At 44.8% G+C, this 15,762-nt stretch carries 12 protein-coding genes and 1 tRNA gene; 10 read left to right on the top strand and 3 right to left on the bottom strand.

Annotated features, from left to right (window positions below; genetic code table 11):
• Window positions 1-99 precede the first annotated feature (99 nt).
• Window positions 100-2,130 (bottom strand): excinuclease ABC subunit UvrB, encoded by a 2,031-nt coding sequence (gene uvrB / locus AB6E54_RS07960; RefSeq protein ID WP_372102871.1) that lies wholly within the window; start codon window positions 2,128-2,130, stop codon window positions 100-102.
• A 508-nt stretch (window positions 2,131-2,638) separates the two neighbouring features.
• Here uvrB and AB6E54_RS07965 point away from each other — a divergent pair.
• From AB6E54_RS07965 to nth, 8 genes are all read left to right on the top strand, one after another.
• Window positions 2,639-2,714 (top strand) — tRNA-Asn (locus AB6E54_RS07965).
• 487 nt (window positions 2,715-3,201) lie between these two features.
• Window positions 3,202-3,780 (top strand): electron transport complex subunit RsxA, encoded by a 579-nt coding sequence (gene rsxA / locus AB6E54_RS07970; RefSeq protein WP_004734039.1) that lies wholly within the window; start codon window positions 3,202-3,204, stop codon window positions 3,778-3,780.
• Between the two features lie 2 nt (window positions 3,781-3,782).
• A complete protein-coding gene (gene rsxB / locus AB6E54_RS07975; protein ID WP_004734040.1) occupies window positions 3,783-4,376 on the top strand; it encodes an electron transport complex subunit RsxB in 594 nt (197 codons plus the stop codon).
• A gap of 11 nt (window positions 4,377-4,387) precedes the next feature.
• The gene (gene rsxC / locus AB6E54_RS07980; protein ID WP_372107073.1) at window positions 4,388-6,823 is read left to right on the top strand and encodes an electron transport complex subunit RsxC; all 2,436 of its coding nucleotides are present in this window, start codon (window positions 4,388-4,390) and stop codon (window positions 6,821-6,823) included.
• On the top strand, window positions 6,823-7,869 hold the full coding sequence (gene rsxD / locus AB6E54_RS07985; protein ID WP_017063459.1) for an electron transport complex subunit RsxD: 1,047 nt from the start codon (window positions 6,823-6,825) through the stop codon (window positions 7,867-7,869). Before rsxC ends, rsxD begins: the two co-directional genes overlap by 1 nt.
• A 13-nt stretch (window positions 7,870-7,882) precedes the next feature.
• Window positions 7,883-8,512, top strand: coding sequence for an electron transport complex subunit RsxG (rsxG, locus tag AB6E54_RS07990; protein ID WP_017061171.1), 630 nt, complete (start codon window positions 7,883-7,885; stop codon window positions 8,510-8,512).
• Window positions 8,512-9,204 (top strand): electron transport complex subunit E, encoded by a 693-nt coding sequence (locus tag AB6E54_RS07995; RefSeq protein ID WP_372107075.1) that lies wholly within the window; start codon window positions 8,512-8,514, stop codon window positions 9,202-9,204. Before rsxG ends, AB6E54_RS07995 begins: the two co-directional genes overlap by 1 nt.
• A gap of 164 nt (window positions 9,205-9,368) precedes the next feature.
• Window positions 9,369-10,004 (top strand): endonuclease III, encoded by a 636-nt coding sequence (gene nth / locus AB6E54_RS08000; RefSeq protein ID WP_017061172.1) that lies wholly within the window; start codon window positions 9,369-9,371, stop codon window positions 10,002-10,004.
• Between the two features lie 180 nt (window positions 10,005-10,184).
• Here nth and AB6E54_RS08005 read toward each other — a convergent pair whose 3' ends face one another.
• Window positions 10,185-12,938: a cation-transporting P-type ATPase gene (locus tag AB6E54_RS08005; RefSeq protein ID WP_017061173.1), complete on the bottom strand. Its 2,754-nt coding sequence runs from the start codon at window positions 12,936-12,938 to the stop codon at window positions 10,185-10,187.
• A gap of 771 nt (window positions 12,939-13,709) precedes the next feature.
• Here AB6E54_RS08005 and gloA point away from each other — a divergent pair.
• Window positions 13,710-14,126: a lactoylglutathione lyase gene (gloA, locus tag AB6E54_RS08010; RefSeq protein ID WP_004734046.1), complete on the top strand. Its 417-nt coding sequence runs from the start codon at window positions 13,710-13,712 to the stop codon at window positions 14,124-14,126.
• A gap of 199 nt (window positions 14,127-14,325) precedes the next feature.
• Window positions 14,326-14,760, top strand: a complete 435-nt coding sequence (locus AB6E54_RS08015) for a DUF2753 domain-containing protein (RefSeq protein ID WP_004734047.1) — start codon at window positions 14,326-14,328, stop codon at window positions 14,758-14,760.
• A gap of 95 nt (window positions 14,761-14,855) precedes the next feature.
• Here the strand turns inward: AB6E54_RS08015 and motY are convergent, their stop codons facing one another.
• Window positions 14,856-15,737 (bottom strand): flagellar protein MotY, encoded by an 882-nt coding sequence (gene motY, locus AB6E54_RS08020; RefSeq protein WP_017063457.1) that lies wholly within the window; start codon window positions 15,735-15,737, stop codon window positions 14,856-14,858.
• Window positions 15,738-15,762 lie beyond the last annotated feature (25 nt).

A 15,762-nucleotide genomic window follows, 5' to 3' on the forward strand; every position in this document is an offset into this window, starting at 1 on the left:
AACGTAAGCCAGTAGAACATTTACTACTGGCTGTTTTTTTGTCTGAAACACTCTCAATTCTTGTGTTGAGGGGGATCAATTCTCGAGCGAAAAGTGAGATTAGCTGTTGGTAATAAACTGCTTTCTTAACTGCTCAATTTCATCACGCTTCTGTGCGGCCAATTCAAATTCCAGATTCTGAGCATGCTGATACATCGCAGATTCTAGCTTGCTGATCTCTTTATCAAGCTGTTGCGGCGTAAGTACTACATAACTTTCAGAAGGCTCTGCCACCTTAGATAGTGGAACTTGTTTCGATTGGCGCTGCTGCTTCGACTTGGTTAGATCACCCAGTTCCATAATGTCTTTGATATTGCGTTTCAACGCTTGCGGAGTGATGCCTTGCTCTTCGTTGTAGGCTTGCTGTTTCTCGCGACGACGATCGGTTTCATCAATCGCTTTTCTCATCGACTTAGTAATCGAATCACCATAAAGGATTGCTCGACCTTCCAAGTTACGAGCAGCACGACCAATGGTTTGAATCAGAGAACGCTCAGAACGCAAGAAGCCCTCTTTATCTGCATCAAGAATCGCCACCAGCGACACTTCAGGCATATCCAAACCTTCACGAAGTAAGTTAATGCCCACTAACACATCGAACTTGCCCAAACGTAGGTCTCGGATGATCTCTACACGCTCAACGGTATCGATATCCGAGTGCAAGTAACGCACTTTAACGCCGTGCTCACTTAGGTATTCGGTTAAGTCTTCTGCCATTCTCTTGGTCAACGTGGTAACCAAAACACGCTCTTCTTTCACTGAACGGATTCTGATTTCAGACAGCAAGTCATCCACCTGCGTCGCGACAGGTCTTACTTCGATGATTGGGTCTAACAGACCAGTAGGACGTACCACTTGATCAGCAATCTCGCCATCTGATTTTTCAATCTCGTAATTACCTGGTGTTGCCGACACAAAAATCGTTTGTGGGGCTATAGACTCAAATTCTTCAAACTTCATTGGACGGTTATCCAATGCAGAAGGCAGTCTAAAACCAAACTCGACCAAGGTTTCTTTACGAGAACGGTCACCTTTATACATCGCACCAATTTGCGGCACAGTCACGTGTGACTCATCGATGATCAGCAAACCATCATCAGGCAGGTAGTCAAATAACGTTGGCGGCGCTTCCCCTTCCGCACGGCCGCTCAAGTATCGTGAATAGTTTTCGATACCGGAACAGAAGCCAAGCTCAGTCATCATCTCAATATCAAACTGAGTTCTTTGAGAGATACGCTGCTCTTCCAAAAGCTTATTGTTGTCTTTTAAGTATTGAGCACGATCGCGCAGTTCGTCCTTGATGTTCTCAATCGCCTCAAGGATTTTTTCTCTTGGCGTTACATAGTGAGTTTTTGGATAAACCGTAAAGCGCGGCAAGTCTCTTTGTTTCACCGCACCAGTCAGAGGATCAAAAATACTAATGCAGTCCACTTCGTCATCGAACATCTCAATTCGAACCGCATCTTGGTCAGATTCAGCCGGAAAGATATCAATCACCTCACCACGAACACGAAACTGACCACGTTCAAAGGCGACATCGTTTCTTGAATATTGCAGCTCAGCCAATCGACGCAGGATGTCTCGCTGATCCATCACCTCGCCACGACTCAAATGAAGCATCATCTTCAAATAAGACTTAGGATCACCCAGACCGTAGATAGCCGACACAGAAGCCACAATGATGGCGTCTTTTCGTTCTAATAAGGCTTTGGTTGCCGAAAGCCTCATTTGTTCGATATGAGCGTTCACAGACGCATCTTTCTCGATGAACGTGTCCGTGGTTGGAACGTAGGCTTCAGGTTGGTAGTAATCGTAGTAAGAAACGAAATACTCAACGGCATTGTTTGGAAAGAAAGATTTCATCTCACCGTAAAGTTGAGCCGCCAATGTCTTGTTAGGCGCTAACAGAATCGCAGGTCTTTGAGATTGGGAAATGACGTTGGCAAGGGTAAAGGTTTTACCTGAGCCCGTTACCCCTAGTAGAGTTTGATGTGCCAAACCAGAATCTAATCCGTCTAGTAATTTGGTTATCGCTGTCGGCTGATCACCGGACGGGCTGTAGTCCGATACCAAGTCAAAGAGTTTACTCATAGGTCGCCATTTCCATACTGTTTTTTTAATCAGGTCATTGTCACTCTAGGAGGAGTGTCGTTGCAACAATTATCTAGAGAAATGCATCTTAAGATCAGAGATCAGTTATAGCTTTTATTTTTAGAACTTGGTATTATCCGTGCCCTGCAAAGTTTCCCCAGCTAAATTACTCGAATTTTAATCCACTACTTTTCCCCAAAAAACCTAAAAATACCGCTTGTTTTACTGTTCGTTTTATAATCTACAAAAGTTATACAATTGCGACATTTTGCTATAAATCTTTTAAATACATTACGTTAGATAAGGTTTTTACATTTTTCGATTTATCCCGATTATTGTTGTTAAAGTTTCACACACACACTTATCCACAATTTTGGTGGATAACTAAAGCAAAGCTAAATCCTATAAGGCGTTCAAGAAAGTAAAGTTTTTTATCTTACTTTTTTCTGATATTTTTTATTGACAGAAATCCGGACAATTATTAGAATTCGCGTCGCTAACAAGCAATTCCCCTTTAGTTCAGTTGGTAGAACGGCGGACTGTTAATCCGTATGTCGCAAGTTCAAGTCTTGCAAGGGGAGCCAAATTCAGAAAAAAGCTCAATCGAAAGATTGGGCTTTTTTCGTATATAACTGCGACTAACTTGTTCCAAGTTAATGTCACAAACCTAGCCGCCCGCGTTCAAGTCTCGACAAGGGGGCCAAATTTAAAGAAGCCGCATCACTCGATGCGGCTTTTTGCGTTTTAGTGCTTTGGGCTCGTATTTTACTCGCCTCTTTCACTCCTCTTTTTGATAGTTCTGAGCACAAAAAGCCACAAATATGACCCTATTCGTAGGAAGCAAATCGAGTTCAATTCAAGAATGATCTTATGAAAGATCCAATTCAACTACTCCTACAAACTTGTCTCACGAAGTAAAAATTGGCCGTCTATACTTACGGTAACTTTAATAATCAATCGATTACCTGATGTTTTTTTCACCAAGTGTCTAAATCCCTAGTGATCCTTGGTTGTTATTAGGTGAGCAAAGCAGGATAATATCGGGATCGGAATCTCAAGAATTAATCCATTATGACCGAATACCTTTTGTTGTTGGTTGGCACAGTGCTGGTCAATAACTTTGTGCTAGTGAAGTTTTTAGGGCTATGTCCTTTCATGGGAGTCTCCAAGAAACTGGAGACTGCGATTGGCATGGGCCTCGCGACGACTTTCGTTCTGACGTTAGCGTCGGTATCTGCATACCTAGTAGAAACCTACATCCTTACCCCTCTGGGTATTGAATACCTGCGTACCATGAGCTTCATTTTGGTTATCGCGGTGGTCGTTCAATTTACGGAAATGGTCGTTCACAAAACCAGCCCGACTCTTTATCGCCTATTGGGTATCTTCCTGCCTCTTATCACCACCAACTGTGCGGTATTAGGTGTGGCACTTTTGAACATCAATGAAAACCACAACTTCATTCAGTCGATCATCTATGGTTTTGGCGCTGCGGTCGGTTTCTCTCTTGTATTGATCCTATTTGCTGCGATGCGTGAACGTATTGCGGTTGCTGATGTTCCAATGCCCTTCAAAGGCGCATCGATTGCGATGATCACAGCAGGCTTAATGTCTTTGGCATTTATGGGCTTTACTGGGTTGGTGAAATAAGCATGAGTACCATTTTAATTGCGATCATTGCGCTAGCCGTTTTAGCCGCTGTTTTTGGCGCTATTTTGGGCTTTGCTTCTATCCGCTTTAAAGTTGAAGCCGATCCTATCGTCGATCAAATCGACACCATCTTACCGCAAACTCAATGTGGTCAATGTGGCTACCCAGGTTGTCGCCCATACGCAGAGGCGATTGCTAACGGAGACAAGATCAACAAATGTCCTCCGGGCGGCCAAGCAACTATTGAGAAGCTAGCAGACTTAATGGGCGTAGAAGTTGAAGACTCCGCTCATGATTTAGATAACAAAGTAAAAACCGTTGCCTTCATTCATGAAGATATGTGTATCGGCTGTACTAAGTGTATTCAAGCCTGCCCTGTTGACGCCATTGTTGGTGGTACCAAGGCACTACACACAGTAATTAAAGATGAATGTACAGGTTGTGATCTATGTGTCGCACCGTGCCCTACTGACTGTATCGAAATGATTCCAGTGGCAACAACGACTGAAAATTGGAAATGGCAGATGAACATCATTCCTGTTACTGATATCACTAACCAAGCCACTGATGCGACTGCATCAGAGCCAAAAGCATAGGGTTAGTTGGTATGATCTCTTTAATTGAACAAATTCGCACGGGCTCTATTTGGGATTTCCCGGGCGGCGTGCATCCTGCTGAAAACAAAAAACAGTCAAATACTACCGATATCACCCATGCAAGGCTTCCTGAAGAAATCGTTCTTCCAGTGAAACAGCACATCGGTAAGCCCGGTAACCTATTGGTTGCTGTTGGTGACACCGTACTAAAAGGTCAACAACTGACGGCCTTAGATACGGGTTTTACTTTGCCAGTACATGCACCAACTTCGGGTGTGATTACCGCTATTGAACCAAGAACCACCGCTCACCCTTCAGGTCTGAGCGAAATGTGCGTGGTTATTAAACCTGATGGCTTAGACACTTGGATTGAAAAAAATCCAGTTGAAGACTTTTCTAAAAAAACCTCTGACGAACTGCTGGATGTGATTCGCCAAGCCGGTATTTCAGGCATGGGCGGCGCGGGCTTCCCTACGGCTAAGAAGCTTCAATCAGGTTTAGGTCGTACCGACATTTTGATCGTCAACGCTGCTGAGTGTGAACCTTACATCACCTCAGATGACAAGTTGCTTCAAGAGCATGCCAACGAAGTTTTAAAAGGCATTGAAGTGGTTGAACATATCCTTCGACCAAAGCTGACCGTTATCGGTATTGAAGACAACAAACCTGATGCAATAAAAGCACTTGAGGTTGCAGCGAAAAACAAAGACATCGTCATTCGAGTTATCCCAACTAAATACCCTTCGGGTGGTGAGAAACAGCTCATCAAGATCCTCACCAATAAAGAGGTTCCAGCTGGTGGTATACCTGCAGATATTGGTGTTTTGGTTCAGAACGTCGGCTCTCTTTACTCGATTAAGCGAGCGGTAATTGACGGCGAACCTGTGGTTAACCGCGTTGTGACATTAACCGGTAAAACCTTTAAGCAACCTCGTAACGTTTGGGCGCTATTAGGCACACCAGTACATGAGTTACTTGAAGAGTTTGGCTACAAAGCAGATAAAAAACTGCCGCGTTTAATTTTGGGCGGCCCGATGATGGGCTTTACCTTGCCGCATGCCAATGTGCCAATCACCAAAACGTCGAACTGTATTTTGGCGCCAACGCGTCGTGAGATCTCACCAAGCACTTACGAGATGGAATGTATCCGTTGCAGCGCATGTGCTGAAGCTTGCCCTGCGTCTCTACTTCCTCAACAACTGCAATGGCACGCCAAAGCCAACGAGTTGGATAAGTGTGAAGAGCTAAATATTAAAGACTGTATTGAATGTGGTGCATGTGCATTTGTCTGCCCAAGCGAAATCCCTCTTGTTCAGTACTATCGCCAAGCAAAAGCTGAAATCAAAACTCGAAAAGATGAAGCCGCTGCTGCAGAACGCGCCAAGATTCGTTTTGAAGAGAAGAACGCTCGTATGGAGCGTGATAAAGCCGAACGTGAAAACCGCTTTAAAAAAGCCGCAGATAACCGCCGTAAAGATATGAAAACATCCGGCGGTGATGATGCTATTGCTGCTGCGATTGCTCGTGTTAAAGCACAAAAAGCCGCTGCGGATCAGGCTCCGAATGAAGAACCAGCAGTGAAACCTGCGGTTGCTGCCGCTATTGCGAAGGCAAAAGCGAAACAAGCTGCAGCTCAAAAAGCGGAAGGCGCTGAACCAGACAACTCTGAAATGTCTAAACTGCGTGAAGAGCGCAAGCGTCAAGCGAGAGAGCGCAAGGCACAACAAGCAGCAGCCGATACTCCTGCAGAAAGCTCAGGCGATACGAAGAAAGACGCCGTTGCTGCTGCGATTGCTCGCGCTAAAGCGAAGAAAGCACAGCAAGCGGAATCTGCTTCGGATGCTCCTGTTGAAAGCTCTGGCGATGCTAAGAAAGATGCTGTCGCTGCGGCCATTGCTCGTGCTAAAGCCAAGAAAGCTCAACAAGCTGAATCTGCTGCTGAAGCTCCTGCTGAAAAATCCGGCGATGCCAAGAAAGATGCTGTTACTGCCGCTATCGCTCGTGCTAAAGCCAAAAAAGCCCAGCAAGCGAAGCAAGCAGAAACATCTGAACCAGTGGTTGAAGTTGAAACCGAGACTCAATCGGAGCAAGTCGACCCTAAGAAAGCTGCTGTTGCTGCGGCCATCGCTCGCGCTAAGGCTAAGAAAGCACAGCAAGCGACACAAGAAACAACCGAAGCTCCTGAACCTGCAGTTGAAACTGAAGCTGGAAGTTCTGGCGATGCTAAGAAAGACGCCGTTGCTGCCGCTATAGCCCGTGCTAAAGCAAAAAAAGCACAGCAAGCTAAGCAAGCAGAAACATCTGAACCAGTAGTTGAAGTAGAAACTGATACTCAATCTGAACAGGTCGATCCGAAGAAAGCTGCTGTTGCTGCCGCTATTGCTCGTGCTAAAGCGAAAAAAGCCCAGCAAGAGCTAGATAAAAAGAACAATGAGGAGAAAGAGTAGTGGCCTTCTTTATCGCCAGCTCACCGCACGCGCATAGCCGTAGAAGCACCCCAGATCTAATGAAATGGGTGGCTATTTGTGCATTGCCAGGTCTACTAGCTCAAACCTACTTCTTTGGATGGGGTACCCTCATCCAGTTAGTATTTGCTATTGCACTTGCTGTTACCTTTGAAGCAGCCGTCATGCTATTGAGAAAACGCCCGCCAGTAATGGCACTGCGTGATTACAGTGCTGTTGTAACCGCTTGGCTACTGAGTGTCGCGATTCCCCCACACTCTCCGTGGTGGATCCTCGTCATTGGTATGTTCTTCGCTATTATTATCGCGAAACACTTATACGGCGGCCTAGGGCAGAACCCATTTAACCCTGCGATGGTCGCTTACGTTGTTTTGCTGATTTCATTCCCAGTTCAAATGACCAGTTGGAATGCTCCCGCGAGCCTGACAGCAGAAGCAACAAGCTTTATTGACTCATTCTTGATGATCTTTACTGGCTTCAATAACGAAGGTTTGTCTCTGCAACAAGCACGCCTTGGCATTGATGGCACCACAATGGCGACGCCGCTTGATGCATTCAAAACGGCATTAACGGCAGGCAATACTGCCTCAGAAGCACTATCTCAACCTCAATTTAGTTGGTTAGCTGGCGTAGGCTGGGAGTGGGTAAACCTTGCTTACCTAATCGGCGGTTTAGTGCTGATTAAGCAACGTGTTATTCAATGGTATATCCCTGTGGCTTTCATCGGCAGTCTTACTCTGTTTAGCTTAGTGTTCTTAGTGCTCACTCCTGGTGAAACCGCTTCTCCAACCATTCACCTTCTGTCTGGCGCGACTATGCTTGGTGCATTCTTTATTGCAACCGACCCAGTTTCAGCATCCACGACAGTCAAAGGTCGCTTAGTGTTTGGCGCTCTGATCGGCGGTTTAGTCTTTATCATCCGCAGTTGGGGTGGTTTCCCTGATGGCGTGGCGTTTGCTGTATTGTTAGCCAACATGTGTGTTCCACTGATTGACTACTACACCAAACCTCGCACATACGGTCACTAAGGGAGCGGATACCATGCTAAATGCAATTAAGAAAAACGGCCTTGTACTCGCGATTTTTGCGTGTGCTTCGACGGGTTTGGTCGCGGTAACTCACTACCTGACCAAAGATCAGATCAAACAACAAGAACAGGCTCAGTTACTGTCTGTTCTTAACCAAGTGATCCCACACGATCAGCACGACAACGAGCTGTTTTCGTCTTGTACTTTGGTTCAAGCAGAAGAGCTTGGTACTGAGCAAGCGATGCCGGCTTACATTGCTAAGCTTAATGGTGAGCCAAGCGCGATTGCGATCGAAGCGATTGCACCAGACGGCTACAATGGCGCGATTAAAGTCATTGTTGGAATGAAAACTGACGGTACTATTTTAGGTACTCGCGTGCTTTCTCACCAAGAGACTCCGGGCTTGGGTGATAAGATTGATCTGCGTGTGAGTGATTGGATTCTTTCGTTTGCAGGTAAGCAAGTGACGGATTCTAATCTAGACCGTTGGAAGGTTCGTAAAGACGGTGGTGATTTTGACCAGTTTACTGGCGCTACTATCACGCCAAGAGCAGTCGTGAAGTCAGTCAAACAAGCGGTCCAGTACGTTAACCAAAACAACCAAGCATTGCTTGCTCAACCTCTAAATTGTGGTGGTGAATAATGAGTGACCATAAAACATTGATCAAAAATGGCATGTGGGCCAATAACCCTGCCCTAGTGCAACTTCTTGGGTTATGTCCGCTGCTGGCTGTATCGTCAACAGTCACTAACGCACTTGGGCTAGGCATTGCTACCTTGCTTGTACTGGTCGGCTCAAACGTTTCTGTTTCTTTGGTTCGTAATCATGTGCCAAAAGAAGTACGTATCCCAGTATTCGTAATGATCATTGCCTCGCTAGTAACCTGTGTTCAATTGCTGATGAACGCTTACGCCTATGGGCTTTACCTCTCTTTGGGTATCTTCATCCCGCTGATCGTAACCAACTGCATCATCATTGGTCGTGCGGAAGCCTTCGCTTCAAAAAATGAAGTGCTACCAGCGGCTCAAGATGGTTTCTGGATGGGTCTAGGCATGACATCAGTATTGGTCGTGTTAGGTGCGATGCGTGAGATTATTGGTAACGGGACCCTATTTGATGGCGCAGACCTGCTGCTTGGTGACTGGGCTTCGGTGTTACGAACCCAGATATTCCAATTTGATAACAGCTTCTTGTTAGCCCTGCTTCCACCGGGTGCCTTCATTGGTGTTGGTTTCTTAATTGCTTTGAAAAATATCATCGATAACCAAGCAAAATCTAGACAACCAAAACAAGAAAAACCAGTCATTGAACGCGCTCGCGTTACCAATGCCTAATAAGTTAAATTAGCTTAAACCTCGCTGAGTTAGCTCAACCACTCAGCGGGGGAAATCAGATCTAAACAGTACATATAATAATGACGCTCATAAGAGCGCGTAACCGATGATAAAGCAGAAGCAATCCAAGCTTCATGCCCTAACTATTTGAAAGTAATGTCGCTATGAACAATGTAAAACGAGTAGAAATACTTGAGCGTTTAAGAGAAAACAATCCAAAGCCAGAGACTGAGCTTAACTGGAACAGCCCATTCGAGCTGCTGATTGCCGTTCTATTGTCTGCACAAGCAACCGATGTCAGCGTGAACAAGGCGACGGATAAGCTGTACCCTTTAGCCAACACTCCGCAAGCAATTTTCGACCTAGGTGTTGATGGCTTAAAAGAGTATATCAAGACCATCGGCCTATTTAACTCAAAAGCAGAAAACACCATCAAAACGTGTCGTATGCTGCTTGACCTACATAATGGTGAAGTACCGGAAGATCGCGCTGCATTAGAAGCCCTTCCAGGTGTCGGTCGTAAAACAGCAAACGTAGTGTTAAATACCGCATTCGGTTGGCCAACCATTGCCGTTGATACTCACATCTATCGTGTATCAAACCGCACTAAGCTAGCGATGGGTAAAACCGTCGACGATGTCGAAGCAAAACTACTTAAAGTTATCCCAAAAGAATTCAAACTGGATGTCCACCATTGGCTCATTCTTCATGGACGTTACACCTGTGTCGCACGTAAACCACGCTGTGGCAGCTGTATCATTGAAGACCTCTGTGAATTCAAAGAAAAGAGCGAAGATTAGTCTTTCCGTTCACAACGATTAATCAATACGGCAGCGCTTAAAGCGCTGCTTTTTTATTGCCACTCTCTAGAATCCGCCTCTACATAAGTTTTCACTTCTAATTCTGCGTTCCCAAGACAACAGGCATAAAAAATCCCGCCTTTTATGGCGGGATTCAATTATTTAGCTAAGAAGTCTGTCTTAGATAAACTCCACTTTAGTCACTTCTTTGATAGCAGATAGAACAAATGTTGGTACTGCTGCAATGAAGATTAACGATATTAAGTGATTAAACTCTAGCGCTTCTGTGCTGAATACCAACTGACCGAAGCTTGTGTACACAACGCTTAAAGACAAGATAGCCGATACTGCCACCGCACCAAGTAGGTAGTGGTTAGTGAACGGATTCTTACGATAAATCGTTGTAAACGTACGTGCATCGAACAAGCTCCAAAGTTGAGCAAAGATCAGTGTTAAAAACGCAACGGTTTGTGCGTATTGAGCACTGTAACCACCGTCGAGTGCGTAAGAGAATGTCACAAAGCTTAGACCACCTAATGCGAGACCACGAGTTAGGATACGAGCGCCTAGACCATTAGAGAAGAAGCCTTGGTCACGTTTGCCTGGCTTACGCTCCATGAGATCTTTCTCTTCTGGCTCAACACCGAGTGCGAGTGCTGGTAGACCATCAGAAACGAGGTTAACCCATAAAATCATTAGTGGAGTTAGCGGAAGTACTACATCTGGTCCCATGAGTAGGAATGCAAATAGGATTACCGAAACCTCACCCACGTTCGCTGTAAGTGCTTGGCGGATAAACTTACGTAGGTTATCGAAAATTTGACGACCCTGACGTACCGCCTTCACGATAGTACTGAAGTTGTCATCCAACAGGATAAGGTCACCTGAGTCTTTCGCAACAGACGTACCTGTAATACCCATCGCAACACCAATGTCTGCACGACGCAGTGCTGGCGCATCGTTCACGCCGTCACCGGTCATAGAGGCAACTTCATTGTTCTCTTGCTGCGCTTTTACGATACGCAGCTTGTGCTCTGGAGTAACACGGGCAAATACTGCAACCTGAGAACAGATAGACAACAGCTTCTCGTCATCCATTTGGTCAAGCTCAGCACCCGTTACCACTAGATCGTCTTCGCTACGGATGATTCCGATTTCACGAGCAATCGCTGCTGCCGTGACTGCGTGGTCACCGGTAATCATTACCGTACGAACACCAGCGCTATAACAGCTATTTACTGCATCGCGTACTTCTGGGCGTGGTGGATCCATGATGCCATAGATACCCAGGATGCTGACGTCTTTTTCAAGCTCAGGGAAATCTAACTCAAGCTCTTCTTCTTTTAATTCACGGAAACCAACGGCAAGTGTACGCAGAGCATCACCACCAAAGGTTTGGATTGCCGCTTCAAAGTTTAAATGAAGCTCTTGAGACGGTGCGGTATCGAGAGCCAAGTTGCCTGAAACTTCACAGCCAACCGTTGGTACGAAACCACCGTCAACCATGAAGCTGGTTGATTTACCAAGAACAACATCTGGCGCACCTTTCAATGCTAGGAAGTGCTTACCCTGTGGGTCACGAACGATAACAGAAGCCATCTTACGACCAGAATCGAACGGGAACTTCTTAACGATTGAGTAGCCACCCGTTGATAGCATTTCATCTTGTTTAAGACCTGCTTTTGCAGCTGCAACAATTAGTGCACCTTCTGTCGGGTTGCCACGAACCGTCCATTTACCATCAGCATTTACATATTCAGCATCGTTACAAAGCGTTGCAACAACAAGACCTTTCATCATTGCAGGGCTGTTTGTCGCTTCGACATTGTGACCTTTGGTAATGAATTCACCCTTAGGATCAAAACCTTTACCTGACACATCCCAGTAACGACCAGACACATCGTACGCTTTCATCACCTGCATTTGGTTTTGTGTTAGCGTACCGGTTTTATCTGAACAGATAACGGTTGTAGAACCAAGCGTTTCGATTGCTGCTAGCTGTTTAGCCAAAGCATTATTCTTAACCATCTTAGTCGAGCCCATCGTTAATACGATAGTAACCACCGTTGGTAAACCTTCAGGAATAGCGGCAACCGATAAAGAGATACCTGTTGTTAGGATTTCTAACCATGGCATACCGTGGTAAACACCGATAGCACAAACAATAGCAACAACCACAAGAGCAACAACCAATAATGCGAGTGCGATGGTGTCCATACGCTCTTGCATTGGTGTTTTCGTCTCTTCCGTTTGGTTCATCATATCAGCGATGTGACCAACTTCAGTTTGCATACCTGTGCTTGTTACCACAGCAAGGCCTGTACCTGTAGTCACGATTGTTGTCATGAAGCCCATGTTCTTCTGATCGCCAAGACCAAGGGTCTCATCTTCAAGGCGTTCAGACTGCTTATTCACTGGCTCAGACTCACCGGTCAGTGCAGCCTCATCTACCGTCAGACGGTTTGACTCAAGAATACGAACATCAGCAGGCAGAATATCGCCAGTATTAATTTTGATGATGTCACCAGGAACGAGGGTTTTAGCTGGAACACTGATCCATTTACCATCGCGCATCACTTCGGCTTCTGGAGCTGCCATTTCTTTTAGCGCTTCCATCCCTTTCTGAGCTTTAAATTCTTGCCAGAACGCGATACCAGTATTGATAAGGATAATCACTGCAATAGCCATAGCATCAATCGCGTGGCCAGTAGACCAAGAAACGATTGCACCAACAGCTAGAATAAAAATCAGTGGGTTTTTATATTGATGAATATACAGTTCCCACGCAGAAGCTGACTCTTGTGCAGTCAGTTCGTTAGTGCCGTGCTTCTCTAAGCGTGCATCCGCTTCAGAAGTTGATAAACCTGTCGTTTGATCTGCGTTCAGTTCGTTTAAAACATCTGAACTTTGTTGTGTAAACCATTTACTCGTCATTTGAGTACTCCACATCAATGCCTCACGCCGAGGCTAATGTAATAAAATAATACTTATTCTTATGTGATAGAAAAATCGCACAAATCAAAAGTGAATATTTAGTCGATTTGATGCGCTTGAAAAACTATATAGTAAGGATTGTCTATTTAGCAAAGATCGCAAAAGATACACTTGATACACACTTGACAACTACTTTGAAAACACAACCACATCAAACATCAAACATAAAACATAAAACAAACAATACAAGCCCAAACTATTGTTTAAAAAAGATAAGCACAAAAAATAGACACCCTTTGCACTTTCGTAAAAACCATTGGTTATCGGCGTATTTTATCGAAAATTCCTTAATAACGAAGTAAAACATCGGAATAACCTTTCTATAAACAGGGAGATGTTGACGTAATCATAAATTGATAAAATGGAAAGTTAGATGCCAATTTTAAAAACGAAAGGAAATCAGCAACAAGATGGAGATATAAGTCACAATTCAACAACCAAGGCCATTCTTGGCCATTACAAAAAAGACCAACACTCAAACTTACTATTTATGCAAAACTGTGAATTAAGCGCTAGTGACTGACAAATTAATAAGCCCTCGCTCTTTAATTTCTTGTAATACAAATAAGAAAAAAGGTAGAGGGGGAGAGTAAGATAGATGATGAGAATAAGAAAATATGACCAAACTCATCATCTCTTTGGTGTTGCTTATGAGCTTGCTCATATATAGTGCTATAAAAGAAACAACCAATAACAAGCTAGGAGCAAATCATGTCAAACGGTCGTATTTTACACACCATGCTACGCGTGGGTGATCTAGACAAGTCTATCGAGTTCTACACCAATGTAATGGGCATGCAGCTATTACGTAAGAACGAAAACAAAGAGTACGAATACACACTGGCTTTCGTTGGCTTTGGCGACGAATCTCAAGGCGCAGTGATTGAGCTGACTTACAACTGGGGCACCACGGAATACGATCTTGGCTCTGCTTTTGGTCACGTTGCTATCGGTGTTGATGACATCTACACAACGTGTGATGCGATTAAAGCAGCTGGCGGCAACGTAACGCGAGAAGCGGGTCCGGTTAAAGGCGGCTCTACACACATTGCGTTCGTTAAAGATCCTGATGGCTACATGATTGAGCTGATTCAGAACAAACAAGCAAGCGCAGGTCTAGAAGGTTAATTCCTTAACCTCTTTGAGAAGTTGAGTTTGAACGCCTGATGAAATAAAAAAGAAGCGAGCACTATGCTCGCTTCTTTTTTATCACTCTCCCCATAATAGATATGCTTCACCAATTATTCTTAACAATCTCATTGATGAAACTTTACATGATAATAATTATTATTTAAATTAACCACCTATTGATTAATGAGGTAATACAATGATTAGCGAATGGGAAAAACACACGTTACTTGCCGATACTGCATTGCAGCTCGACGATCCTGTACGAAGTATTCTTCATTATCAGCAGGCTTTGAACTTAAGTGAAGAAATTACAGAACGCACCGATATTCAAGCCGATGAGCGGTTACTGATTTCGGTGATTTCTTGCCACAATCTTGCTCAATTCTGGCGTTGGGCTGGCGACACTGAATACGAGCTCAAGTATCTTCAACTGGCTTCTGAAAAGGTACTCACACTGATCCCTCAGTGCCCTAATACTCAATGTTCAAGCTTTATCGATTCTATTGGTTGCTGTAAGAAAGCGCTGATCGATTTCATGAAACGCCACCCAAACCCTAAAATTGCCTCTATGGTGGAGAAGATCGATACCGCGACCAACTGTGAAATGATCGCCCGCTTCCGCTTGAATTAAACAAGTTCCGTTAAAACAACGACTCCAAATTTAAAACATAAAAAAGCCCGTCATCAAGACGGGCTTTGTCATTTCAAAACAAGCTGTTGTTTAGCTTAAACCTGTGTGCGACCTAAAGAGATCACAACACGTCGGTTCTTATCTTTACCAATTGGCGAGTTATTGTCCGCAATCGGACGACGCTTACCATAGCCTTGCACTTGGATACGATCTTCTGGCAGGCCTAGAGATTTGAAGTACTCTCTTAACGATTCTGCTCTGCGCTCTGAAAGGTTTTGGCTAATCCCTTTGCTGTCGACAGAGTCGGTGTACGTTGCCACCAGCACAAGGTCGATGTCTTGGTTATAGCGAACGTAATCGGCAATCTGGCTCAGCCTTTTGCGCGACGACTTGTTCAGCTGGTCGCTGTTGCGGTCGTAATGCAAAATAGTGAAAGAGATATCTTCAAAGCTGTAAGGCAGCAGGTTAGCAACACAGTCACTGAACACATTGTATTTTTCTTGGAACAACACCGACGACAACGACACTTCGATACGTTGATCTCGGCTCTGCCACTCTTGGTAGCTGAATGTCGGATAACGCCCTTTCTCCAACTCACTCAAGATGCCCCAAGCTGTTTGACCGCCGACATAGCCGTCAAATTGCTGGAAGAACTTAATGGTTGTCATACGATCAGCACTTTCACCCGGACGCCAAGGTGGCGGCATAGAGATCAAGCTTACATTGCGCGTCGCACCCATTGGACGGCGCATTTTAAGCTCAAAGTCCAAAATGATTTTTTTACTCGCGCGAGATGAGAACTCAGCATCACCAAAGTTTGGAATTGGGTGGACCAAGCGACATTCAAGTGGCGTGTTGGCTACCATCTCCCATGTCGACTGTTGAGGAGATGCTCCGTAACGCTTTTCTTGTGCCATGACCGATGACGACACAAGTAGCGAAAATAGCATTGAACCTGTTATGAGTTGTTTCTTCATAAAGTGGAGTATCTCTTAAGCAATT

Source organism: Vibrio sp. 10N.247.311.49 (assembly GCF_041467655.1).
Lineage (GTDB): Bacteria > Pseudomonadota > Gammaproteobacteria > Enterobacterales > Vibrionaceae > Vibrio > Vibrio crassostreae_C.

Bases quoted from the DNA above. Each gene is read 5' to 3' on its own strand.
- gloA (WP_004734046.1), top strand. From the start codon at position 13,710: ATGTCAAACGGTCGTATTTTACACACCATGCTACGCGTGGGTGATCTA.
- rsxC (WP_372107073.1), top strand. From the start codon at position 4,388: ATGATCTCTTTAATTGAACAAATTCGCACGGGCTCTATTTGGGATTTC.
- uvrB (WP_372102871.1), bottom strand. From the start codon at position 2,130: ATGAGTAAACTCTTTGACTTGGTATCGGACTACAGCCCGTCCGGTGAT.
- AB6E54_RS08015 (WP_004734047.1), top strand. From the start codon at position 14,326: ATGATTAGCGAATGGGAAAAACACACGTTACTTGCCGATACTGCATTG.
- AB6E54_RS07995 (WP_372107075.1), top strand. From the start codon at position 8,512: ATGAGTGACCATAAAACATTGATCAAAAATGGCATGTGGGCCAATAAC.
- rsxB (WP_004734040.1), top strand. From the start codon at position 3,783: ATGAGTACCATTTTAATTGCGATCATTGCGCTAGCCGTTTTAGCCGCT.
- motY (WP_017063457.1), bottom strand. From the start codon at position 15,737: ATGAAGAAACAACTCATAACAGGTTCAATGCTATTTTCGCTACTTGTG.
- rsxA (WP_004734039.1), top strand. From the start codon at position 3,202: ATGACCGAATACCTTTTGTTGTTGGTTGGCACAGTGCTGGTCAATAAC.
- AB6E54_RS08005 (WP_017061173.1), bottom strand. From the start codon at position 12,938: ATGACGAGTAAATGGTTTACACAACAAAGTTCAGATGTTTTAAACGAA.
- rsxG (WP_017061171.1), top strand. From the start codon at position 7,883: ATGCTAAATGCAATTAAGAAAAACGGCCTTGTACTCGCGATTTTTGCG.
- nth (WP_017061172.1), top strand. From the start codon at position 9,369: ATGAACAATGTAAAACGAGTAGAAATACTTGAGCGTTTAAGAGAAAAC.